This is a genomic window from Pseudomonas sp. MHK4, assembly GCF_054600775.1.
In genome coordinates, this window is sequence record NZ_BAAIAK010000011.1 from 56,376 (window position 1) to 78,848 (window position 22,473).

Consider the following 22,473-nt stretch of genomic DNA (forward strand, 5'->3'; position numbering starts at 1 on the left):
AAGGTTTTGACCATTCAGCGTACGCCAGCTCTGTGGCCGGCTCTATATATGCTCCCTCACGCCCAGACGGCATTCAGGGGCGACATTCGTAATATAGCAAAGCTCCCAAAAATAAAAAAAAAGATCGCCTGGTGGCGATCGTTTTTCCCGGCCCCGGCCTTTGGCCAACAGGTGTTCAGCCCAAGAGCCAATGAGCCAGCAACCCCAGCACGACAACCGCCAGTACCGGTCGCATGGCCCGATACGCCTTGGGATGACGGCGTTTCCACTGCTTGATCGTCCCGCTGAACCTGTCGCTGAATTGCTTGCTCCAGGCATAGGCCTGGTTGATCCCCCCCACCCGTTCATCTGCCAGGTTCTGCGGCGCGGTGGCGCGCCCCAGCAGGCGGCTGATCCAGCGGTTGATGCGGGTGATCCCGCGGTTACTGAGCGGCCGCTCGATGTCGCAGAACAGAATGACCCGAGTCTTGTCGGTTTCGTTCTTGACCCAGTGCACATAGGTTTCGTCGAACATCACGTCTTCACCATCACGCCAGGCGTACGCCTGACCGTCGACGAAAATGCGGCATGCGTCGCTGTTGGGCGTCGACAGCCCCAGGTGGTAGCGCAACGAGCCGGCGAATGGATCGCGGTGCGGATTGAGATGACTGCCACCCGGCAGCAGGGCAAACATCGCCCCCTTGACGTTGGGAATGGCGCTGACCAGCGCTACGGTCTGCGGGCACAGCTGCTCGGCCGAGGGCAAAGGTTGGTCGTACCACTTGAGGTAGAAGCGCTTCCAGCCCTTCTTGAAAAACGAACCGAAGCCGGCATCGTTGTTTTTTTCCGCGGCGCGGATGAAACCCTCATCGAACAGGTGCATCGCTTCGTCACGGATAACTTGCCAATTGTCCTTGAGCACATCCAGTTCGGGAAACTTTCTGCGGTCCAGGTAGGGTTTTGAAGGCACGCCGGAAAACAGGTACATCAAGGCGTTATAGGGAGCAAACAGGGCCGAATGGTTGACGAACTGGCGCAGCACCGGCAAGCGCGCCTTGCCCCGCAAATGCACATAGAGGGTACTGCCCATAAACAGCAGCAACAACGACGCTTTCGCGGCAACCGAAATGCTCATCAACAACTCCTTGATCGATAATCTATGCAACGCCATTCCTCGACGCGGCCGTTGGCATGATAAACACTACCAAGCACGGGAAAAACCCGTGAAACCCGACATACAGTGTTTAGGAATGAGTAACAAAGTATTTCTTAACACAAGGAGCCTGAACGCTTGCTGATCCGCGTCAGGTCTCACCCGATGAAGAAGGGACTTCCCTTCTCCATCATTCAGCCTTCCCTATCCGTTACTGCTGGTTCTCCTGCTCGGTAAACAGATCGCTGAACAGCATGCTCGACAAGTAACGTTCACCGGAATCCGGAAGGATCACCACAATGGTCTTGCCCTGCATTTCCGGGGTCTCCGCCAGGCGTACCGCCACGGCCATCGCGGCGCCGCAAGAAATGCCGCACAGGATGCCTTCTTCCTGCATCAAGCGCAGGGCCATGGCCTTGGACTCCTCGTCAGTTACCAGCTCCACCCGGTCGACGATCGACAGGTCGAGGTTTTTCGGCACGAAACCGGCGCCGATGCCCTGGATCTTGTGCGGGCTCGGCTTGATTTCTTCACCGGCCAACGCCTGGGAAATCACCGGTGATACCGCTGGTTCCACCGCCACCGAAACGATGGGTTTGCCCTGGGTATTCTTGATATACCGCGATACTCCGGTAATAGTTCCGCCTGTTCCAACACCGGCCACCAGGACATCCACTGCACCGTCGGTGTCATTCCAGATCTCGGGGCCGGTGGTTTTTTCGTGGATGGCGGGGTTGGCCGGGTTGTCGAACTGCGCCGGCATGAAATAACGGGCCGGATCACTGGCAACTATTTCCCCGGCCTTCTCGATCGCGCCTTTCATGCCCTTGGCCGGCTCGGTCAGCACCAGCTCCGCCCCCAGTGCCTTGAGTACCTTGCGGCGCTCGATGCTCATGGATGCCGGCATGGTCAGCATCAATTTGTAGCCACGGGCGGCGGCAACGAAAGCCAGGCCGATGCCGGTGTTGCCGGACGTCGGCTCGACGATGGTCATGCCCGGTTTGAGTCTGCCTGTGCTTTCGGCGTCCCAGATCATGTTGGCGCCAATCCGGCACTTGACCGAGTAACCGGGGTTGCGCCCCTCTATCTTGGCCAGGATGGTGACGCCGCGCGGCGCGATACGGTTGATCTGCACCAGGGGCGTGTTGCCGATGGAATGGGCATTGTCAGCGTAGATACGGCTCATGGCTGGGTCCTTAACGACAGCATTGAAATAGGGCATCAAGGTAAGCCTCTTGCCCGTAGGCGTCCAGTCAGGTCGAACGTCCGGGTGTAACCGTAGTCAATGGCTTTAGAACGCCAGAGAATTACCACCATGAAACGTCGATACCGCTGGCCGCTGTGGAGCTTCGCCGGCCTCATAGTGCTGTTGATTGCCCTGCACTTCGCCCTGCCCTACCTGGTGCGTGACTACCTCAACGACAAGTTGGCGAACATGGGCGATTACCGCGGCCAGATCACCGACGTGGACCTGGCCCTGTGGCGCGGTGCCTACAAGATCAACGGCCTGAAAATCGTCAAGGTCGAGGGCAAGGTGCCTGTTCCCTTCGTCGATGCGCCCCTGATCGACCTCTCGGTCAGCTGGCATTCCCTATGGCACGACCACGCGGTGGTCGCCGAAGTGACGTTCTTCAAGCCCGAGGTCAACTTCGTGGACGGCGGGGCCAACAAGCAAAACTCGCAAACCGGTGAAGGCACCGACTGGCGTGCCCAACTGGGCAAATTGCTGCCGATCACCCTGGATGAAGTGCGGATCGACGATGGCAAGATCAGCTTTCGCAACTTCAATTCCAAACCACCGGTGAACATGAATGCCACCAAGGTCGACCTGAACATCTACAACCTGACCAACGTGGTCGATGCCAAGGGCAAGCGCGACGCCCGCTTCGACGGCAAGGCACTGCTGCTGGGGCACGCCCCCCTGGAAACCACGGCCACCTTCGACCCCCTGAGCAACTTCGAGGATTTCGAATTTCGCATGCGGGCCCGGGACATCGAGCTCAAACGCATGAACGACTTCGCTTCGGCCTACGGCAAGTTCGATTTCAACGCCGGCCATGGCGATGTGGTCATCGAAGCCGCGGCCAAAAAAGCCAAGTTGACCGGCTACATCAAACCGCTGCTCAGGGATGTCGACGTGTTCAACTGGCAACAGGATGTGGAAAACAAGGACAAGGGGATCTTCCGTTCCATTTGGGAGGCTATCGTCGGCGGCTCCGAAACCGTGCTGAAAAACCAGGGCAAGAACCAGTTTGCAACCCGTGTCGAGCTGAGCGGCAACGTCCATCAAAAAGATATCAGCGCGTTCCAGGCGTTTTTGCAGATTTTACGCAATGGTTTTATTCAGGCATTCAATGCCCGGTATGAACGACCCAAGCCGGAAGCCGGTTAACCTTTGCGCGTGACGGTGTAACGCCCGGTGTCTTCGGCTGCCCGAAGCGGGTTGGCTTGCTGTTGCAGGAAATCCCATCCCAGGCAGGCCAGGGCCAGTGATCGCGGCACCGCCTCTCGACCACTGCTGTAGCGGCTGATGCTGCGGGCGCTGACTCCCAAAGCCTCGGCGGCCTGATTCAGCGGCAATCCGGTTCGAGCACGCCAATCGATGAAGATCCGGGTATTTTCGTCCGACGCGTTTTGCGCAAGCGCATCCAGGTACAAGGTGTCGGCACCGATCTGGATGTCCAGCTCAGGCCACTCTACACACCAGCCGTCATCACCCAGCATCGCCCCCTCGAAAGCGCTTCCTTGCAGAGGATACAAGCCCACAAAGGCCTGCAGGTCGCGACTCAGGTCCAGGGTCAGTTGTTGACCATCGATGAACGTCAGCGCCAGCCGATAATCCGGCAATACCTCCACTGCTGATAGTCGTGGTCGCTTCATGGGTAACATCGTTTCCAATCCTCCAGCAATTGCGCCTGATGGGCTCTGATCCACCCAAGCGCTTCCTTGATAATCAACGGCGGAGCCTTGCCTGCCATCACTTCGACGGTTTCCAGGCTCAGCATGACATCCAGCCCGCCACCGGTCAGATGAACGTGAGGCGGCGGATGGTCCTTCTCTCGCAGCTGAATGCGATAGGTATCTCGAAATCGATATTTAGTAGACATGCCCGACAAGCTATCGCCAAAATGGCGATATCTCAATACTGGCCAGCGGCTCCGACTAAGTCAAGATGTGACGCTCCATTCAGAGACTGAATAAGCCGTCTGCGTTCACAGTCGACCGGACTGCGCGCTATAGTCGGGGCTGACCATTTTATTGCACCTTTTATTTATTGCACCCCGCGCCCTGCCTCGCTCAGGCCGGCGTTACCGTTCGAGGATTAGCAGATGAAGTTCGAAGGCACCCAGGCCTACGTCGCCACCGATGACCTGAAGCTGGCGGTCAACGCCGCCATCACCCTGGAGCGGCCGCTGCTGGTCAAGGGCGAACCAGGCACCGGCAAGACCATGCTCGCCGAGCAACTGGCCGACTCCTTTGGCGCCAAGCTGATCACCTGGCACATCAAGTCCACCACCAAGGCTCACCAGGGCCTGTATGAGTACGACGCGGTCAGCCGCCTGCGCGATTCGCAGCTCGGGACGGAAAAGGTCCACGACGTTCGCAACTACCTGAAAAAGGGCAAGCTCTGGGAAGCCTTCGAATCCGAAGAGCGGGTCATCCTGCTCATCGATGAAATCGACAAGGCCGACATCGAGTTCCCCAACGACCTGCTGCAAGAACTCGACAAGATGGAGTTCTACGTCTACGAGATCGACGAAACCATCAAGGCCAAGAAGCGCCCGATCATCATCATTACCTCCAACAACGAGAAAGAGCTGCCGGACGCCTTCCTGCGCCGCTGCTTCTTCCACTACATCGCGTTCCCGGATCGCACGACCATGCAGCGGATCGTCGACGTGCATTACCCGGACATCAAGAAAGACCTGGTCAGCGAAGCGCTGGATGTGTTCTTCGACGTGCGCAAGGTGCCGGGCCTGAAGAAGAAGCCTTCGACCTCCGAGCTGGTGGACTGGCTGAAGCTTCTAATGGCCGACAACATCGGCGAAGCGGTGTTGCGCGAGCGCGATCCGACGAAAGCCATCCCGCCGCTGGCCGGCGCTTTGGTGAAAAACGAACAGGACGTGCAACTGCTTGAGCGTCTGGCGTTCATGAGCCGTCGCGGCAGTCGATAAGAGGCTGATGCCATGCTGCTCAACCTGTTCAATGAAATGCGCGCCGCCAAGGTGCCGGTCTCGGTGCGCGAACTGCTGGACCTGATCAACGCACTGAAACAGCGCGTGACCTTCGCCGACATGGACGAGTTCTATTACCTGTCCCGGGCGATCCTGGTGAAGGACGAAAAGCATTTCGACAAGTTCGACCGGGCCTTCGGGGCTTACTTCAATGGCCTGGAAAAGCTCGACGATCACCTCCAGGCACTGATTCCGGAAGACTGGCTGCGCAAGGAGTTCGAGCGCTCGCTGACCGATGAAGAGCGGGCGGCGATCCAGTCCCTTGGCGGCCTGGACAAGCTGATCGAAGAGTTCAAGAAACGCCTGGAAGAACAGAAGGAACGCCATGCCGGCGGCAACAAGTGGATCGGCACCGGTGGTACCAGCCCGTTCGGTTCCGGCGGTTTCAACCCGGAAGGCATTCGGGTCGGCGATGCCGGCAAGCGCCAGGGCAAGGCTGTGAAAGTCTGGGACCAGCGCGAGTACAAGAACCTCGACGATTCAGTCGAGCTGGGCACGCGCAACATCAAGGTCGCCCTGCGCCGCTTGCGCAAATTTGCCCGCCAGGGCGCGGCGGAAGAGCTGGACATCGATGGCACCATCGATCACACCGCCAAGGATGCCGGGCTGCTGAACATCCAGATGCGACCGGAGCGGCGCAACACGGTGAAGTTGCTGCTGTTGTTCGACATCGGCGGCTCGATGGACGCCCACGTGAAGATCTGCGAAGAGCTGTTCTCGGCCTGCAAGACCGAGTTCAAGCATCTGGAGTACTTCTACTTCCACAACTTCATTTATGAATCGGTGTGGAAGAACAACATGCGTCGCACCTCCGAGCGTACTTCGACCATGGACCTGCTGCACAAATACGGCGCCGACTACAAAGTGATCTTCATCGGTGACGCCGCCATGGCCCCCTACGAAATCACCCAGCCGGGTGGCAGCGTCGAGCACTGGAACGAAGAAGCCGGTTATGTGTGGATGCAGCGGTTCAAGGAGAAGTACAAAAAGCTTATCTGGATCAACCCGTATCCGAAGGACACCTGGGGCTATACCTCGTCGACCAATATCGTGCGGGATTTGATTGAGGACCAGATGTATCCGTTGACCTTGCGGGGGTTGGAGGAAGGGATGCGGTTCCTGTCCAAATAACCCCATCGCCCTGTAGGAGCTGGCTTGTCGGGTCGCCGCATCGCAGCGAAGGCGTCCGATCGCTACAAGACTCAAGACCGCATTCGCCGGCAAGCCGGCTCCTACAGGGGGTCACCTGAACCGCTGCAGATACTCGACTTGTTCGCGATGGGCGACCTCCTGCACCACCGGCCGCAACCGCACCCGCGCCCCCGGCAAACACTGCGCCAGCCGCGCCAACGCCAACGGCGTCAACGCCCCCAGCCGTGGATAACCGCCAATGGTCTGCCGATCATTGAGCAGCACAATCGGCTGCCCGTCCGGCGGTATCTGCACCGCCCCCAATGGAATCCCCTCGGAAATCATCGGTTTGCCCTGATACTGCAAGGCCGTACCCAGCAAGCGAATACCCATGCGGTCGGCGCGGCTGTCCAGGCTCCATGCGCTGTTGAACGCATCGAACAGGCTTTGCCCGCTGAATTCACCGATCTGCGCACCGAGTACCAGGTCCAGGGGAGCCTCGAGATTCAGGTCCGGTCGTTGGTCTGCAGTCAATTCCCGCAGCAACATCAGTGAATTTCCCGAATAGCTCAAACCGGCGCCCTTGCCCAGCGCACGCCCCATGCCATCCAGTCCGCCCAGCTCCTCGCGAACCACCGTCGCGCTGCTGCCCAGCACCTTCGGCGCATCGAAGCCACCTGGCGCGGCCAGATAGGCCCGGGCGCCGAGCAATGGCTGGGTGAACTGCAGACGCTGGCCCTTATGCAGCCTGAAACTGCGCCACGGTGCCAATGGTTCGCCGTCTACCTGCGCGCCAAGGTCCGCTCCGGCCAGCGCCAGCACGCAATCGTCCTCGGCCACGACGGTGAACCCGCCGAGGGTGATTTCGATCACTGGCGCATCGAGCCCGTTGCCCAGCAACCAATTGGCCCAGGACATCGAACGCCAATCCGCCGCGCCACCCTGGGTCACGCCCAGGTGCCGCACGCCAAAACGACCGGCGTCCTGCAACAGGCACAACGGCGTACTTGCTTCAATCGTCAGACGGCTCATGCCTGGGCCTCCAGTGGCGTGTCGTCACCGCCCAGGTTGATGAATTCGGCATGCCCGACCGCTTCGAAACGCACGGTGTCGCCCGGTTGCATCAGGCTGTAGCCGTCGCGATTGCGGTCGAACAGTTTGGCCGGCGTGCGACCGATCAGGTTCCAGCCGCCCGGCGATACCACCGGATAGGCGGCCGTCTGCCGTTCGGCGATGCCAACACTGCCGGCGGCGACTTTCTTGCGCGGCGTACTCAGGCGCGGTGCGGCAAGCACTTCTTCCACCAGGCCCATGAACGCGAACCCCGGGGCGAAGCCCAGGGCGAACACCTGGTACTCACGCTCGCTATGACGGCGGATCACCTCTTCCACGGCCAGCCCGCTGCGTTGCGCCAACACGCTCAATTCCGGACCGACACTCAAGTCGTACCACACCGGCAGCACATGACATTGGCCGCGGGTACACGCGTTGGGCGACAAGTCGATCAACGCCTCGGCAATCAGTTCCCGGGCCTGGCTCGGGCTCAAGCGGGTCAGATCGTAATGCACCATCAAGGTTGTGTAGGACGGCACCAGGTCGATCAGTTGCTCACCGAACGCTGCCCGCAGGCTTTCGCTGGCGGAGAGCATCCACGGCATGTTGGCTTCGGCGATCTCATCGAACAGACGCACCATCAGGCAATCGAGCGCGACCACTTCTACCCGCAGTTTCATGACGCGACCTGCTGATTCAAGGCTTCACGAATGCGCCGCACGGCAGCCACCGAACTGGCGTTGTCGCCGTGCACGCACAGGGTGTTGGCCTGCAGGTGCAAGGCGCTGCCGTCGCTGGCGGTAAGGTGATCGCCACGGGCAATGATCAACGCCTGCTCGATGATTTTCTCCGGATCGTGATGCACCGCTCCCGGCAGTTGCCGCGAAACCAGCCTGCCGGCGCTGTCGTAAGCGCGGTCGGCGAAGGCTTCAAACCACAGGGTCACACCATACTCCTCGCCCAACTGCTGCGCGGCGCTGTTGTCGCGGGTGGCCATCAGCATCAACGGCAGGCTGCGGTCATAGGACGCCACCGCTTGCAGCACGGCGCGCAGTTGGGCCGGGTTGGCCATCATGTCGTTGTACATGGCGCCGTGGGGTTTGACGTAACTGACCCGCCCGCCCTGGGCCCTACAGATACCGTCGAGGGCGCCAATCTGGTAATGCAGGATGTCCTGCAGTTCCTGGGTGGCATAGGCCATGGAACGGCGGCCAAAACCGACCAGATCCTGATACGCCGGGTGGGCGCCGATCTGCACACCGTGGCTGAGGGCCAGGCTGACGGTCTTGCGCATGATGCTCGGGTCACCGGCATGGAACCCGCAGGCAATGTTGGCGCAATCGATGAAGGGCATGACTTCGGCGTCCAGACCCATGGACCAGTTACCAAAGCTTTCGCCAATGTCGCAGTTCAATAGCAGGCGGCTCACGCTGAACACTCCTGTAGGCTTTATTCTTGTTAGCTGTGGGCATATCCGTATGACACGCCCGCAGATTACCAGTTACTGGGCGTCGAGTTGCTTGCCACGGGTTTCCGGCAAGCTCAGGGCCGCGAGGATCACCACGCCGTAGGACACCGCCGCAAAGGCACCGATGCCAACGCTCAGCGGCACCGTCTGGCTGAGCAGGCCGATCAGCAGCGGGAACAACGCCGCCAGCGCGCGGCCGATGTTGTAGCAAAAGCCTTGGCCGGAACCACGAATGCGCGTCGGGAACAACTCGGTCAGGAAGGCGCCCATGCCACTGAAGATGCCCGAGGCAAAGAAGCCCAGCGGGAAGCCCAACCACAGCATCACACCATTGCTGACCGGCATTTGCGTGTACAGCAGCACAATGGTGAAGGAGCCGACGGCGAACAGGATGAAGTTCTTTTTGCGGCCGAGGATGTCGGTCAGATAGGCGCTGATGACATAGCCGACGTAGGAACCGACGATCACCATCGCCAGATATCCGCCGGTGCCGAGTACGCTCAACCCGCGTTCGTTTTTCAGGAAGGTCGGCAGCCAGGACGTGATGGCGTAGTAGCCTCCCAGGGCGCCAGTGGTCAGCAACGAAGCGCGAATCGTGGTGAAGAGCATGCCCGGAGCGAAGATCTCGTAGAACTTCGAAGGGTTGCTCGGTTCCTGCCTGGCTTTGGCTTCGCGGTAGATTTCCGGGTCCTTGACCAGGCGGCGAACGAAGATCACGAAAATCGCCGGCACGATGCCGAGGATGAACAGCGCGCGCCAGGCGTCTTCCGGCGGCATGATCGAGAACAGCAGCGCGTACAGGATCGCGGTCAGGCCCCAGCCCAGCGCCCAGCCCGATTGCACCATGCCGACGGCCTTGCCGCGGTCCTGGGCGCGAATGACTTCGCCGATCAGCACGGCGCCGGCGGTCCACTCGCCGCCGAAACCGAAGCCCATCAGGGTCCGCGCAATCAGCAGTTGTTCGTAGCTTTGGGCGAAACCGCAAAGGAAGGTGAAGAAGGCAAACCACAGCACCGTCAGTTGCAAGGTGCGCACGCGACCGATGCGGTCGGAGAGAATCCCCGCCACCCAGCCACCGATGGCCGAAGCGATCAGCGTGCTGGTGTGAATCAGCCCTGCCTGGCCGGTGGTGATGCCCCACATGGCAATCAGGGTCGGCACCACGAAGCTGAGCATCTGGGTGTCCATGCCATCGAGGCCATAGCCGATCTTGCAGCTCCAGAAGGTGCGGCGTTCCTGCTGATTGATGTTGCGATACCAGTCGAAAGGTCCCGGGCGAGCCGTGGCTTTCGGAATGGCGGTGGTGTCGGGCGCACTCATGGCAAATCTCCGCGCTGATTTTATTGGTATTGTTCTGAGCCCCGACGACGCCTATCGTGGGAACCGGATGTGTCGATTTTTGGGCGCGCCAGCGCTCTGCGTCCAACTAATAAAAACCTGCCCTAGCCATAAGAAAAACTTGATCACATGAACCTGAAGTTTCTCGAGACCTTCGTCTGGGTCGCCCGGCTCAAGAGTTTCCGCCTCACCGCCGACAAACTCTTCACCACTCAGGCGTCGATTTCCAGCCGCATCGCCGTGCTCGAAGGCGAGCTTGGGGTGAAGCTGTTCCTGCGCGACTCACGGGGTGTGAGCCTGACGCCGGAAGGCTTGAAAGTGCTCGAATACGCCGAGCAGATGATGGACACCATGCAGGCGCTCAAGCAGTCGATCGAGACCCGTTCCTGCAAGGCCGGACGCGTGCGAATTGGCGTGATGGACACGGTGATCCACACCTGGCTGAGCCCGTTGGTAGCGCAGATGACCGATCACTACCCGCTGGTGGAAATCGAATTGGTGGCCGATACCTCGCTCAACCTCTGCGATCAGCTGCAAAAAGGCTTTCTCGATGTGATCCTGCAAACCGACCTGCTGCGCCAGGAAAGTGTGCGCAGCCTGGAACTGGCCAGCCACCCCATGGGCTGGATCGTCGCCAGCAATTCGCTCTACAACCGCGACTACTCAGGCATCGCCGACCTGGCGAACGAGCGGATCATTACCTACTCGAAAAACTCCCATCCCCATCAGGAAGTGCTCGCGCTGATGCAGGCCAACGGCGTCATCGCGCCGCGGCTGAACTGCGTGAATTCGGTCTCGGCGATCACCCGGTTGCTGCGCGACGGCTTTGGCATCGGTGCATTGCCACCGGTGCTGGTGGCCGAGGAACTGGCGCGGGGTGAATTGACTTTGCTGGACATCGACCAACGCCCACCGGACCTGCAAGTGGTGGTGTCGTGGCGGGTCGGCGTGGAATGGGTCGAGGAGATTGTGGCGTTGTGTCAGCAGGTGCTGGAGGGGTACGCGCGTCGGGTGGGTGAAAATTACATCGTTTTGCATCGTTGACCTGTAGGAGCTGGCTGCCAGCGAAGGGGCAATGCCTGACACACCGCATCGCTTGATTCGCTGGCAAGCCAGCTCCTACAAACCGCGCAAATCCCGCTCTTCGATCGGCCGGCTCTGGCGCAGACGCTTGCCGCCCAGCACCACCCAATCGATCAGGCGGAACAGGCACTCGATCCCGAACGACAGCAGCAACGCCCCGCTCATGCCCCAGATCATCGCCTCCGGGGTCAACAGGATCTGGTAACTGTAGCCATTCCAGGTTTCCTTGCGAATGTCCGGATCGGCGGCCAGCACCACTTGCAGGAAGCGGATGTACCACGGCCCTTGCATCGCCTGGAACTGCTTGTCCAACGCCACCTGGCGGGTCAGCAGGTTGCCCAGGCTATCGGCATCGCTGCGAAAGATCGGATCTTCACTGGCGCGATAGTGGGCGACCAGCGCCTGCATGTCGCCCTTGAAAAATTGATTGGCCGTGTTCTGGAATCCGCTCAATCCGGCCTGCGCTTCAATCAGGTGAGCTTCGACCCGCTTGGCGTAATCATTGATGAACCCCGGCACCTGGACACCAATCAACAGGCCCGCCGCAAACAACACCAGCCGTAGATAACTGAGCAACATCGGGGATGATCCTTATTCGGTCCTGCCCTGGCTGACGCATTCGCCGCGTCGCCACAGGCTCCATTGGCCTGGCTCGTAGCGGGTCCAGGTTTCATTTTCGGTCAGGGGTTCGGTGGCGATCACCGTGACCACATCATTGGGCGTGGTTTCGGCCTGGAAGTCGACGATCACGTCGACGTCCTTCAGGCGCGCCGGGCCGAACGGGGCGCGACGGGTGATCTGCGCCAGCTTGGTCGAGCAATAGCAGAACAGCCAGTCGCCATCGCTCAGCAGGCAGTTGAACACGCCCTTGCTGCGGTATTCGGCGCAGGCGGCGACCAGGTCCGGCAGCAGTTCCTCGACCTCCACAGGCTCGGGAAAGGCGGCCCGCACGCGGTTGAGCAAGTCACAGAACGCCGCTTCACTGTCGGTATCGCCAACGGGGCGATAGAAGCTGGCAGTGGGCTGGAAATCCGCCAACTGGCCATTATGGGCAAAGCACCAGTTACGGCCCCACAACTCGCGTACGAAGGGATGGGTATTGGAAAGGCAGACCTTGCCGACGTTGGCCTGGCGGATATGCCCGATCACCACTTCGCTCTTGATCGGGTAGCGTTGCACCAGGTTTGCCACTTCCGACTCGCAGCTCGCCGCCGGGTCCTGGAACAGGCGCAAACCCCGACCTTCGTAGAAAGCGATGCCCCAACCGTCTCGGTGCGGCCCCGTACGCCCACCGCGCTGCATCAGCCCGGTGAAGCTGAACACGATATCGGTCGGGACATTGGCGCTCATGCCCAGTAACTCACACATGCTCGGACTCTCGCTTCATGGCAGGGGCACGGTTACAGACGGGGTTCGACGCGCATCCGCTGGGGATTGCCCGGCACAGGCGGACGACCGAAACGATCATCACCGGCACCGCCGAAGGGGTGGTCCTCTTCCTGCTCGTCGGCACGGACAGCGGCCTGGGCCGCGGCCGCCTGTTCCTTGCGGGCCCTGGCGCCACGCTCGAGGACAAAACGAATGGCCACGAACACCAGGTAGATGCCGAAAGCGATCATGCCGTACATGAACAGGTCGGAAATCGCCCGCCATGCGTTGTTGCCGACCTTGAACAACAGGTCCAGGGCCGTGATGGCAAGGGCCGGAGCCACTTTTTCCTTCACCGGGTCGATGATGGTCGGGCTGAACAGCAGCACCGCCACCAGTAAACGCAGGGGTTCGCGCAGCCAGCGCCACATCCAGCGGGTGATGCGCATCCACACCAGCAGGCAGCCCAAAGCGGCAAAGGCGTAGAGGCCCCAAGCGATCAGATAGTCGTTCTCGGTCATGGTGTCCATGGCAAGGCAGGCAAAGAGGCGCTTATGATAACGGCTTTTCGTCCATCAGGCTGCGCAAATCCAGCCAGCAACGCGCAACCCCTGTGGGAGCGGGCTAGCTCGCGAAAGCGGTGTGTCATTCAACAGGGATGTTGAATTTTCTGGCCCCTTCGTCGGAGCGCCGCCCGGAGCAAGCCCGCTCCCACAGGTTGCGAACCCCATTCAGTAAATTGTTCGAGAGACCTTCATGCCCCTATCCGCCAATGTTAGCGACGCCCCGATTGCCCACAAGGCCGAAGGATCCGACCCGTATGCCTGGCTGCAGGAGCGCGATAGCGCTGCGGTGCTCGACTACCTCAAGGCTGAAAACCGTTATCAGGAGGAGCAAACCGCCGATCAGGCCGGGTTGCGTGAAACCCTGTTCGAGGAGATCAAGGGCCGGATTCTCGAAACCGACCTGTCCCTGCCCTCGCCGTGGGGACCGTACCTGTATTACACACGCACCACGGCCGGTGACGAATATGCCCGTCATTACCGCTGCCCGCGCCCGGCCGACGACAGCCTGGTCCTTGACGAAAGCCAGGAGCAACTGCTGCTGGACCCTAACGAATTGGCCCAAGGCGGCTTCTTTTCCCTCGGCGCGTTCAGCATCAGCCCCGATCACCAGCGCCTGGCGTACAGCATCGATTCCACGGGCGATGAGATCTACACGCTGTTCGTCAAGGAATTGTCCGACGGTCGCGTCAGTGAACTGGAGTTCCAGGACTGTGACGGCAGCATGACCTGGGCCAACGACAGCCTGACCCTGTTTTTCGGCGAACTGGACGACACCCATCGCCCGCACAAGCTGTTGCGCTATCGCCTGGACGGCACGGCGGCCGAAGAAGTGTTCCATGAAACCGACGGCCGCTTCTTCATGCACTGCTATCGTTCGAGTTCTGAACAGCAGTTGCTGCTATCGGTGGGCAGCAAGACCACCAGCGAAGTCTGGGTGCTCGACGCCAACCACCCGCAACGCCCCTTTACCTGCGTAGCGTCGCGCCAGGAAGACCATGAGTACGACCTCGACCACGGCGCGCTGGACGGCCAATGGACCTGGTTCATCCGGACCAATCGCGACGGCATCAATTTTGCCCTGTACACCGCCGCTGACAGTGGCGTGGCGCCGACCGAGGCCGACTGGCAGAACCTGATCCCCCACAGCGACTCGGTGATGATCGATGGCATGAGCCTGAACGCCGGCGCCATGACCCTGAGCCTGCGGGTCGGCGGCTTGCCGGTGATCGAAGTTCACCCGCAGGACCTGCCAAGCTATCGGGTGCAACTGCCGGACGCGGCCTACAGCCTGCACGTGCAGAACAGCCTGGAATTCGTCAGCGAACGGATTCGCCTGCGCTACGAAGCGTTGAACCGTCCAGCGCAAATCCGCCAGCTGAACCTGGTCAGCGGTGAGCAAAAAGTGCTCAAGCAAACCCCGGTACTGGGCCCGTTCGACGCCGACGCCTACGTCAGCCAGCGCCTGTGGGCCACGGCGCCCGATGGCACGCAAGTGCCGATCAGCCTGGTGGTCAAGCGCGAAGCACTGGGCAAGCCGGTTCCGCTTTACCTGTACGGCTACGGTGCCTATGGCGAAAGCCTCGACCCGTGGTTCTCCCACGCGCGCCTGAGCCTGCTCGATCGCGGCATGGCCTTCGCCATCGCTCACGTGCGCGGCGGCGGTGAACTGGGCGAAGCCTGGTATCGCGCCGGCAAGCAGGAGCACAAGCAGAACACCTTCAGCGACTTCATCGCCTGCGCCGAACACCTGATCGCCAATGGCCTGACCACCGCGCCACAACTGGCCATCAGCGGCGGCAGCGCCGGTGGCCTGTTGATCGGCGCGGTGCTTAACCAACGGCCGGAGCTGTTCGGCGCGGCGATTGCCGAAGTGCCGTTCGTCGATGTGCTCAACACCATGCTCGACCCGGACCTGCCATTGACCGTCACCGAATACGACGAGTGGGGCAATCCAGAAGAGCCGGACGTGCATGATCGGATCAAGGCCTACGCGCCGTACGAAAACGTCAGCGCCCAGTCTTATCCGCCGACCCTGGTGATCGCCGGCTACAACGACAGCCGCGTGCAGTACTGGGAAGCGGCCAAATGGGTGGCGAAATTGCGCGCCACCAAGACCGACAACAACCTGCTGCTGCTCAAGACCGAACTGGGCGCCGGGCATGGCGGGATGAGCGGTCGATACCAGGGATTGCGTGACGTAGCGCTCGAATACGCCTTTTTGTTCAAGGTGCTGGGGGTGGCCTGAGGAACCTGGCATTACAACAATGGGATTGCGGTGATTTCAAAATCGAGCCCGTAACAGACACAACAAAAAAGACCGCACGACATGTCAGAACCCACCTTACTGAACAACGAAATTCGCAACTGGCTGATGGACTGCGGCCTGTTCAACCAACTGCTGCCGGCGGAATTCTGCGCGGCCTCGGGCTACTTCAGCCTCAGCACCATTGTCCAGGGCGAAGAAATCTTCCACGAGGGCGATGCCGGCAGCTTCATGTGCATCATCCATACCGGCCAGGTGGCGGTGCAGAAGACCACCAGCGACGGCCAGCAGGTGACCATCGCGACACTGCGCAGCGGTCGCTCGTTTGGCGAAATGGCCGTGCTCGACGGCGAACGGCGCTCGGCCAGTTGCGTGGCCGCGAGCAACTGCCAGTTGCTCAACCTGGGCAAGGATTCGCTGGAAAAGATGCTCAACGAGGCACCGAAAATCGCGGCCAAGATCATCCGCGCCCTCGCCGTCTCTCTCTCCAACCGCTTGCGCATGGTCGATGGGCAACTGCTGTCGCAACAGGTTTAACCGCCGGGCGACTTGACCTTCGGCGGGTTCTGCTCGATTCCCGGCACGGGCTGGTCCTTGGTTGGCGGGCTCGGCATCTCGATCGGCACCAAGGGTGGGCCGCTACTGCCCGGGCCCACTCTAGGCAGGGGTGCCGGGCTGATTTGCGGGTACGGCGTAGGCGTTGCGGTGCCAGGCGAACCGGGCATGGGCGCGGGACTGATCGGCGTGGTCTGCAACTGCTGGGCCTGCGCTGCAGTTATCGAGAGCGCGGTCAGGGCAATGGCCGTTAGAATGGTGCGCTTCATCAATGGCTCCGTTGGCCTTGTGGTCGATTGCAGGCTACTCCCAACTGCGCCGGTTTGCCTTCCCCTGTGCTGCCCTTTTTCCTCAAGTGAGCCCCATGAAACGTTTTGTTCTGCTCGATACCGCCCCTATTCCCGAGAACGGCGGTGCCCTGTGCCTGTTCGAGTACGGCGAGGATTTCGTCATCAAGATCCAGGGCGGTGACGGCGGACAATTGATGAATACGCGCATGCACGGCTCCGAGGATGCACTGGCCGAGATCCCCTGCCGCAAGGTCGCGGGAAGGCCGAACTCGCGGGTATTGATCGGCGGCCTGGGCATGGGCTTCACCCTCGCCTCGGCACTCAAGCACTTGGGCAAGAGCGCTGAAGTGGTGGTCGCCGAACTGGTGCCCGGCGTTGTTGAATGGAACCGCGGGCCCCTGGGCGAGAAAGCCGGCAACCCGCTGCAAGACCCGCGGACGGTGATCCGCCTGGAAGACGTGGCCAAGGTCCTGCAGGCAGAGCCACAAGGATTCGACGCGATCATGCTCGACGTCGACAACGGCCCCGAAGGCCTGACCCAGAGAGCCAACAGCTGGCTCTACTCCGCCGGCGGCCTGGGTGCCTGCGCCAAGGCCCTGCGACCCAAAGGCGTGCTGGCGGTCTGGTCGGCGAGCGCAGACCGGCAGTTTTCCGACAAACTGAAAAAAGCCGGCTTCAAGGCCGAGGAAGTGCAGGTCTTCGCCCACGGCAACAAAGGCACCCGCCACACCATCTGGATTGCCGAGAAGCTCAAGGGCTGAGCTAAACTGCGTGTTATACCGTCATTAGTCATTCAACAAAGGTGAACCCATGAGTTCGTCCACCCCGACCAACACCTCGAAGCTGGACCGCATCCTCGCCGACAACCAGCGCGACAAGGAAATGGGCTACCGCGACAAGGCCCTGAAGATGTACCCGCACGTGTGCGGCCGCTGCGCCCGTGAATTCTCCGGCAAGCGCCTGAGCGAACTGACCGTGCACCACCGCGACCACAACCACGACAACAACCCCCAGGATGGCTCGAACTGGGAATTGTTGTGCCTGTACTGCCACGACAACGAACACTCGCGTTATACCGACCAGCAGTATTTCGGCGAAGGCTCGCTGAGCACGCCAAAAATCGCCAAGGCGACGCACAACCCGTTTGCGGCGTTGGCTGGCCTGATGAAGAAAGAAGACTGATATCTTCAGTGGCTGGGCTGGCCTCTTCGCTGGCAAGCCAGCTCCTACAATGATCGCTACAACCTGTAGGAGCTGGCTTGCCAGCGAAAGCGATTGCCCAGGCACCACCAATCTGTGAACTGACCGCTGTCGCCCAATCCCCGTATAATCGCGCTTTTTTCCTGGAAGGCGCTTCGCTCGTGGCAGACAAACGGTACAGCTGCATCGGTTTGTATAACCCCAAATCACCGGAGAACGTCGGTTCGGTGATGCGCGCCGCTGGCTGTTATGGCGTGGCGTCGGTGTTCTACACCGGCAAGCGCTATGAACGCGCCGCCGACTTCGTCACCGATACCAAGCGCGTCCACTACGACATCCCGCTGATCGGCATCGACGACCTGAAGAAAATCCTGCCCCTCAATTGTGTACCGGTTGCCGTGGAACTGGTCGACGGCGCTCGCCCGTTACCGGAATACACCCACCCCGACCGCGCGCTCTACATCTTCGGCCCGGAAGACGGCTCGCTGGATAAAGAGATCCGTGACTGGTGTGAAGACGTGGTCTACATCCCGACCACCGGCTGCATGAACCTGGCCGCCACGGTCAACGTCGTGCTTTACGACCGCATGGCCAAGGGCCTCAATACCCGCTCGGGGCCGAAATTCCGCTGAATCGCCGCACATCCGATGGAACAACTGGCCTGCTGCGGCAGTCAGCTTATCTATCCATTACTCAAGCCTGGAGTCAGATCATGAGCGAACTCAAACGTGTAGAGCGCATCGAATCCACCCCGTTCCAGACCCCTTCCGAGCAGAATGTCCATGGCTGGGAACGTATCGGCTCAATGGCCGGCGGCGTGGTCATGGTTGGCAAGGGCTTGCGTCGCGGCGGCCTGTTCGGCCTGATTCAGGTGGCGATCGGCGGCGTGGCCCTGGCCCGTGGCATCACCGGCCACAGCTCGGCGAAAAGCCTGTTGGAAAAAAGCCGCCAGGACATGAATAACGTGCGGGCGAAGATCCAGCGCGCGGGTGACGAGTTGAACCGGTTGAAAGCCAATGCCGAGGCGGCGACCAAAACGGCGACCGTTACCGGCAATGATTCGTTGAAATCGCCTAAAACCGGGGTTTGATCCCGAATTTGCGCCAGGGTTTGTGGCCTCATCGCCAGCAGGCTGGCTCTCACAGGGGCTCTTCTTTGTTGCACAGGTTGTGTAAACACCGAAGATCACTGTGGGAGCCAGCCTGCTGGCGATGGCGGTATTATTCAAGCAATCCCGTATCCAACACCTTGGAAGCTTCGCCAATCACGCTCTCACTGAGCTGCACGAATTCCTTGGTATCAATGCTCCCCAGATGCATCGCCCCGCGCAGTACATCGTCCAGCGAACGCTTGTTGCGCGTCTTCAGGCGAATCTCGCGATCCAGCTCCTGTAGTAACAACACCGCCTTGGCCACCTGCGCAGCATTGACCTGCTCGCCGCGCAAACTGGTGACTTTCTGGCTGTCCTTGACCAGTTTCCTGTGCAAGCCCTCATACCGCTCATCACTCATGCCACCGGCCCGGCGCACCAGTTCGATGGCGTAGTACTCGGCGAAACCTTCACTGATCCAGTCGCTGCGCTGTTGATCGTTGATTCGCCCGAACACTTGGGCCAACTCGCGAACCAACGGGCTGGTACCGCTTTCACTGACCAGCGGCAGGCGGCTATTGAGGTAAATCGATTCGTGCGCCGACAGGCTGCCGCGCCACATCGGATCGTTGGCGCCGACAATCAGCAACTTGGTCGGGTGTCGCGGGAACACGGCCTGCACTTGGGGCCAGACGAACGTCAGCAGCGTCAGCACATCCATGCGCCGCATGCCCTGGCCGCGCGGTGAAGCGACGGTGACTTCGGTTTCACCCAAGCGGGTGCGACGGCTGCCGAGATGCCCGGCAAGCATCCAGCCCGTGGGTCGATCAAACAATCGGGAAACGTTATCGATACGAAACTTGTTCTTGCCGATGCGCGGCCAGGCGGTTTCGATGCTTTGCCAGCCATTGGGCAACTCGAATTCAAGGCGTGAAACCAGCTCGGTGCCGTCCTGCTGATCGAGTCTGGCCGGCGGCACCAGATCGTCACCACGCATCAGCGCCCAGGTCGGTGTCATGCGGGTGTCGAAGCTGCCGCTCTTGCGCCCGTGACTGATCTTTACGCGATAGGTCAGGCTGGCCTTCTCGGCCGCCGGCCGCCACACGCCGCGGGCCTGTTTGCCCTCTGTCAGCTGCCATTGGCCGTCGGCCTTGAAATCGCTGTAGTGGCTGCCGTCGCCGAGGTCGAAATCCAGGCTGCGGACCGCCGCGCCCTGGGCCAGGGTCAAGCGTACTTCAGCCTGGTCGCTTTGCGGCAGCAGGCGCACGTGATAATCCAGATCGACTTTCTTCGCCGCCCACACAGGCGCGCTCAGGGCGCACAACCCAACGACCAGCGCCCGCCGCCATCCCACAGCCATACACACTCCTTCGTGAAAACTTGACCTGCGCTGCGCTTAACCCGCGCGGAAAATCAGATGGTCTTCCCAATCCTCTTCCGCCACGCTGCCTTCGGCGAGCATGCGCCCGGACTGGGAAATACGTTCGTGGTGCACCGCATCGCGATCACCGCACACCAGGTGATGCCACAGCGGCAGGTCCTTGCCCTCGCTGACCAGGCGATAGCCGCAGGTCGGTGGCAGCCATTTGAACTCGTCGGCCTTGCCCGGTGTGAGCTGGATGCAGTCCGGCACCGAGGCGCGACGGTTGGGGTAATCGCTGCACTGGCAGGTTTTCAGATCCAGCAGTTTGCAAGCGATGCGTGTGTAATAAACGCTGTTGTCGTCTTCGTCTTCGAGCTTTTGCAGACAGCACAGGCCGCAGCCGTCGCACAGCGATTCCCACTCCTGCTGATCGAGCTGATCGAGGGTTTTGCGTATCCAGAACGGTTCTACTTTGGCGGCCATGGTTCGAGCATCGACATCGGGTGGTGAAAAGGCCGCCAGTCTAGTGCCCGCAGCCCCGCGGGCCAAGCATTGGCGACTGCCGGTAGAACACGCTTGTCAGTTTATGCGCCGCCAAGTAGGGTTTTGCGTCGCTCCCACTTTCAAACGTAGCCAGGAATCTCTTGATGAGTGCAAATCCACGCGTTGCCGATTATGTCATTCACCCTCAGTTCACCGATCGCTGGTCACCCCGCGCCTTCACCGGCGAAAGCATTCCTGAAGAAACCCTGCTGAGCTTCTTCGAAGCCGCGCGTTGGGCACCGTCGGCGTACAATTCGCAGCCTTGGCGCTTCCTCTATGCGCGTCGCGATACGCCGAATTGGGAACGTTACCTGGGCCTGCTGAACGAATTCAACCGCAGCTGGGCGCAACACGCCTCGGCACTGGTGATCGTGATCTCGAAAACCACCTTCACCGCGCCTGGCGCAAGTGAAGAAACCCCGGCGCTGTGGCACACCTTCGACACTGGTTCCGCCTGGGGCCACCTGGCGTTGCAGGCCAGCATCAGCGGCTGGCACACCCACGGCATGGCCGGTTTCGATCAGGAACTGACCCGCAAGGAGCTGAACATTCCAGAAGGCTACGCCCTGCATGCCGCCGTGGCGGTGGGCAAGCTGGGGGATAAAGCGACGCTGGCGGATTACCTGCAAGCGCGTGAAGAGCCGAGCCCGCGGCGTCCGTTGAGCGAATTGGCGGCCGAAGGCGACTTCACCCTCTAAGCCACAACGCATATCCACTGCAGGAGCCGAGCTTGCTCGCGATAACGGTGTCACAATCAACGATGATGTTGAATGTGATGCCTTCTTCGCGAGCAAGCTCGGTTCCTACAGGTTTAGCGTTAACTCAGTAGCCGCGATTGAAATCCACTTCCCCGCGCAACGCTTCACCCGCCTGATACGCCCGCAGGTTCGCGACAAACAGATCCACCATCAACGACGGCGAAGTCGGTGCCGAACTGTGTCCCGTCAGCAGCAGGCCAAAGGCTGTCCAGAACGGATGGCGTTGCGGCAGCGGCTCCTGGCGACAGACGTCGATCACGGCGCCTACCAGATGCCCTTCCTTCAAGGCCTCCACCAGATCCGCATCCACCACCGCCACACCGCGCCCGACGTTGATGAACAACCCGCTCGGCTTGAACTGCCTGAACAGCGCCGCATCGTAGATATCGTGGGTGTTCGGAGTATTTGGCAGCAGGTTGACCACATAATCCACTTCAGCGACCAAGCGTGGCAGATCCGCCAGAGAACCGACTTCGATGAAGGGTGCCTGCTCACGGGCCTCACTGGCGATGCCATACAACTGGACACCAAAAGGTACGAGGAACTGCGCCACCGTCTGCCCGATATCACCGGTACCGACGATCAGCACCTTGCGCCCCGCCAGGCTCTGGCCGTGACGACTGTCCCATTTGCGCTCGACCTGGCTGACCAGCCGCGCCAGCACTTCACGTTCGTGGCCGAGCATGTAGGTGAGCACGTATTCGGCCATGACCTGACCGAAAATCCCCACTGCGCGGGTCAGGCGATAGTGTCGAGGCAAGCCGTCGGCCAGCAGCGGCGTGATACCCGCCCAGGTCGACTGCAGCCATTGCGGCTGATGGCCCTGACGCAGCAGGGTCGCCAGCAAGTCGGGCTGGCCGAGCCAGACCGGGCAATCGGCAGCCAGGCGTGCAAGTTCGGCGGAATCGCCGCTGGTCAGTACTTCCACATCAGGCGCCGCCTCTTGCAACAGTCGGGCGTACACCGGGTGGTCGTGTTCAGCAATCAGAACGCGCATGCTTCAAACCTTTCGAAAAACAGTGCAGACGGCCGCCGAC

The 22,473-nt window shown here is 60.8% G+C and carries 26 protein-coding genes; 11 read left to right on the top strand and 15 right to left on the bottom strand.

Going from position 1 to position 22,473, the window contains the following annotated elements:
- Nucleotides 1–175 precede the first annotated feature (175 nt).
- Entirely contained in the window at nucleotides 176–1,114 is a 939-nt protein-coding gene (locus tag ACYP2Q_RS23845; RefSeq protein ID WP_459732737.1) for an aspartyl/asparaginyl beta-hydroxylase domain-containing protein, read from the bottom strand.
- A 229-nt stretch (nucleotides 1,115–1,343) separates the two neighbouring features.
- Nucleotides 1,344–2,318: a cysteine synthase A gene (gene cysK / locus ACYP2Q_RS23850; protein WP_323628775.1), complete on the bottom strand. Its 975-nt coding sequence runs from the start codon at nucleotides 2,316–2,318 to the stop codon at nucleotides 1,344–1,346.
- A 99-nt stretch (nucleotides 2,319–2,417) separates the two neighbouring features.
- Between cysK and ACYP2Q_RS23855 the strand changes: the two genes are divergently transcribed.
- The gene (locus tag ACYP2Q_RS23855) at nucleotides 2,418–3,524 is read left to right on the top strand and encodes a DUF748 domain-containing protein (RefSeq protein ID WP_459732738.1); all 1,107 of its coding nucleotides are present in this window, start codon (nucleotides 2,418–2,420) and stop codon (nucleotides 3,522–3,524) included.
- Here the strand turns inward: ACYP2Q_RS23855 and ACYP2Q_RS23860 are convergent.
- Entirely contained in the window at nucleotides 3,521–4,021 is a 501-nt protein-coding gene (locus ACYP2Q_RS23860; protein WP_459732739.1) for a DUF2442 domain-containing protein, read from the bottom strand. The two genes, ACYP2Q_RS23855 and ACYP2Q_RS23860, sit on opposite strands and share 4 nt — an antisense overlap.
- Nucleotides 4,009–4,239 carry a DUF4160 domain-containing protein gene (locus ACYP2Q_RS23865; protein WP_323628772.1) on the bottom strand — a complete coding sequence of 77 codons (231 nt, stop codon included), beginning with the start codon at nucleotides 4,237–4,239 and terminating at the stop codon, nucleotides 4,009–4,011. Before ACYP2Q_RS23865 ends, ACYP2Q_RS23860 begins: the two co-directional genes overlap by 13 nt.
- A gap of 222 nt (nucleotides 4,240–4,461) precedes the next feature.
- On the opposite strand from ACYP2Q_RS23865, the gene ACYP2Q_RS23870 reads away from it, so the two are divergent.
- Together ACYP2Q_RS23870 and ACYP2Q_RS23875 are read left to right on the top strand one after the other, a co-directional pair.
- Complete coding sequence (locus ACYP2Q_RS23870) at nucleotides 4,462–5,307, top strand: AAA family ATPase (RefSeq protein WP_008055443.1); 846 nt, start codon at nucleotides 4,462–4,464, stop codon at nucleotides 5,305–5,307.
- Nucleotides 5,308–5,319: 12 nt separating this feature from the next.
- Entirely contained in the window at nucleotides 5,320–6,498 is a 1,179-nt protein-coding gene (locus tag ACYP2Q_RS23875) for a vWA domain-containing protein (RefSeq protein ID WP_046816791.1), read from the top strand.
- A 111-nt stretch (nucleotides 6,499–6,609) separates the two neighbouring features.
- Here ACYP2Q_RS23875 and ACYP2Q_RS23880 read toward each other — a convergent pair whose 3' ends face one another.
- The 4 genes from ACYP2Q_RS23880 to ACYP2Q_RS23895 all read right to left on the bottom strand — a co-directional run bounded on the left by ACYP2Q_RS23880 (nucleotide 6,610) and on the right by ACYP2Q_RS23895 (nucleotide 10,339).
- Entirely contained in the window at nucleotides 6,610–7,530 is a 921-nt protein-coding gene (locus ACYP2Q_RS23880; protein ID WP_459732740.1) for a 5-oxoprolinase subunit C family protein, read from the bottom strand.
- Nucleotides 7,527–8,231 (bottom strand): 5-oxoprolinase subunit PxpB, encoded by a 705-nt coding sequence (gene pxpB / locus ACYP2Q_RS23885; protein WP_459732741.1) that lies wholly within the window; start codon nucleotides 8,229–8,231, stop codon nucleotides 7,527–7,529. The genes ACYP2Q_RS23880 and pxpB overlap by 4 nt, the downstream gene beginning before the upstream one ends.
- Entirely contained in the window at nucleotides 8,228–8,980 is a 753-nt protein-coding gene (locus ACYP2Q_RS23890; RefSeq protein WP_459732742.1) for a 5-oxoprolinase subunit PxpA, read from the bottom strand. Before ACYP2Q_RS23890 ends, pxpB begins: the two co-directional genes overlap by 4 nt.
- A gap of 72 nt (nucleotides 8,981–9,052) precedes the next feature.
- Nucleotides 9,053–10,339, bottom strand: coding sequence for an MFS transporter (locus ACYP2Q_RS23895; protein ID WP_459732743.1), 1,287 nt, complete (start codon nucleotides 10,337–10,339; stop codon nucleotides 9,053–9,055).
- A 147-nt stretch (nucleotides 10,340–10,486) separates the two neighbouring features.
- Here ACYP2Q_RS23895 and ACYP2Q_RS23900 point away from each other — a divergent pair, with 147 nt between their 5' ends.
- Nucleotides 10,487–11,401 (top strand): LysR family transcriptional regulator, encoded by a 915-nt coding sequence (locus ACYP2Q_RS23900; protein ID WP_459732744.1) that lies wholly within the window; start codon nucleotides 10,487–10,489, stop codon nucleotides 11,399–11,401.
- 75 nt (nucleotides 11,402–11,476) lie between these two features.
- Here ACYP2Q_RS23900 and ACYP2Q_RS23905 read toward each other — a convergent pair whose 3' ends face one another.
- From ACYP2Q_RS23905 to ACYP2Q_RS23915, 3 genes are read right to left on the bottom strand one after another with little or no spacing between them, the layout of a single operon-like run.
- Nucleotides 11,477–12,019 (bottom strand): DUF2937 family protein, encoded by a 543-nt coding sequence (locus ACYP2Q_RS23905; protein ID WP_020797831.1) that lies wholly within the window; start codon nucleotides 12,017–12,019, stop codon nucleotides 11,477–11,479.
- 12 nt (nucleotides 12,020–12,031) lie between these two features.
- A complete protein-coding gene (locus tag ACYP2Q_RS23910; protein WP_459732745.1) occupies nucleotides 12,032–12,808 on the bottom strand; it encodes a class II glutamine amidotransferase in 777 nt (258 codons plus the stop codon).
- Between the two features lie 32 nt (nucleotides 12,809–12,840).
- Complete coding sequence (locus ACYP2Q_RS23915; protein WP_459732746.1) at nucleotides 12,841–13,338, bottom strand: MFS transporter; 498 nt, start codon at nucleotides 13,336–13,338, stop codon at nucleotides 12,841–12,843.
- Nucleotides 13,339–13,564: 226 nt separating this feature from the next.
- Between ACYP2Q_RS23915 and ACYP2Q_RS23920 the strand changes: the two genes are divergently transcribed.
- Complete coding sequence (locus ACYP2Q_RS23920) at nucleotides 13,565–15,619, top strand: S9 family peptidase (RefSeq protein WP_459732747.1); 2,055 nt, start codon at nucleotides 13,565–13,567, stop codon at nucleotides 15,617–15,619.
- A gap of 81 nt (nucleotides 15,620–15,700) precedes the next feature.
- The gene (locus ACYP2Q_RS23925; RefSeq protein ID WP_459732748.1) at nucleotides 15,701–16,174 is read left to right on the top strand and encodes a cyclic nucleotide-binding domain-containing protein; all 474 of its coding nucleotides are present in this window, start codon (nucleotides 15,701–15,703) and stop codon (nucleotides 16,172–16,174) included.
- Here the strand turns inward: ACYP2Q_RS23925 and ACYP2Q_RS23930 are convergent.
- On the bottom strand, nucleotides 16,171–16,461 hold the full coding sequence (locus tag ACYP2Q_RS23930; protein WP_459732749.1) for a hypothetical protein: 291 nt from the start codon (nucleotides 16,459–16,461) through the stop codon (nucleotides 16,171–16,173). The genes ACYP2Q_RS23925 and ACYP2Q_RS23930 overlap by 4 nt on opposite strands.
- A gap of 95 nt (nucleotides 16,462–16,556) precedes the next feature.
- Here ACYP2Q_RS23930 and ACYP2Q_RS23935 point away from each other — a divergent pair, with 95 nt between their 5' ends.
- The 4 genes from ACYP2Q_RS23935 (at nucleotide 16,557) to ACYP2Q_RS23950 (ending at nucleotide 18,772) form a co-directional block, all read left to right on the top strand.
- Nucleotides 16,557–17,243, top strand: coding sequence for a spermidine synthase (locus ACYP2Q_RS23935; RefSeq protein WP_459732750.1), 687 nt, complete (start codon nucleotides 16,557–16,559; stop codon nucleotides 17,241–17,243).
- 49 nt (nucleotides 17,244–17,292) lie between these two features.
- Nucleotides 17,293–17,664, top strand: a complete 372-nt coding sequence (locus ACYP2Q_RS23940; protein WP_007944009.1) for a YajD family HNH nuclease — start codon at nucleotides 17,293–17,295, stop codon at nucleotides 17,662–17,664.
- 179 nt (nucleotides 17,665–17,843) lie between these two features.
- Nucleotides 17,844–18,314, top strand: coding sequence for an RNA methyltransferase (locus ACYP2Q_RS23945; RefSeq protein ID WP_046816778.1), 471 nt, complete (start codon nucleotides 17,844–17,846; stop codon nucleotides 18,312–18,314).
- Between the two features lie 80 nt (nucleotides 18,315–18,394).
- Nucleotides 18,395–18,772 carry a YgaP family membrane protein gene (locus tag ACYP2Q_RS23950; protein WP_459732751.1) on the top strand — a complete coding sequence of 126 codons (378 nt, stop codon included), beginning with the start codon at nucleotides 18,395–18,397 and terminating at the stop codon, nucleotides 18,770–18,772.
- 130 nt (nucleotides 18,773–18,902) lie between these two features.
- Here ACYP2Q_RS23950 and ACYP2Q_RS23955 read toward each other — a convergent pair whose 3' ends face one another.
- Complete coding sequence (locus ACYP2Q_RS23955) at nucleotides 18,903–20,132, bottom strand: hypothetical protein (RefSeq protein ID WP_459732752.1); 1,230 nt, start codon at nucleotides 20,130–20,132, stop codon at nucleotides 18,903–18,905.
- A gap of 36 nt (nucleotides 20,133–20,168) precedes the next feature.
- Entirely contained in the window at nucleotides 20,169–20,618 is a 450-nt protein-coding gene (locus tag ACYP2Q_RS23960; protein WP_020797823.1) for a YcgN family cysteine cluster protein, read from the bottom strand.
- 164 nt (nucleotides 20,619–20,782) lie between these two features.
- Here ACYP2Q_RS23960 and ACYP2Q_RS23965 point away from each other — a divergent pair, with 164 nt between their 5' ends.
- Nucleotides 20,783–21,376 (top strand): nitroreductase family protein, encoded by a 594-nt coding sequence (locus ACYP2Q_RS23965; protein WP_274073537.1) that lies wholly within the window; start codon nucleotides 20,783–20,785, stop codon nucleotides 21,374–21,376.
- A gap of 124 nt (nucleotides 21,377–21,500) precedes the next feature.
- Here the strand turns inward: ACYP2Q_RS23965 and ACYP2Q_RS23970 are convergent, their stop codons facing one another.
- Complete coding sequence (locus ACYP2Q_RS23970; RefSeq protein ID WP_459732753.1) at nucleotides 21,501–22,433, bottom strand: D-2-hydroxyacid dehydrogenase; 933 nt, start codon at nucleotides 22,431–22,433, stop codon at nucleotides 21,501–21,503.
- Nucleotides 22,434–22,473 lie beyond the last annotated feature (40 nt).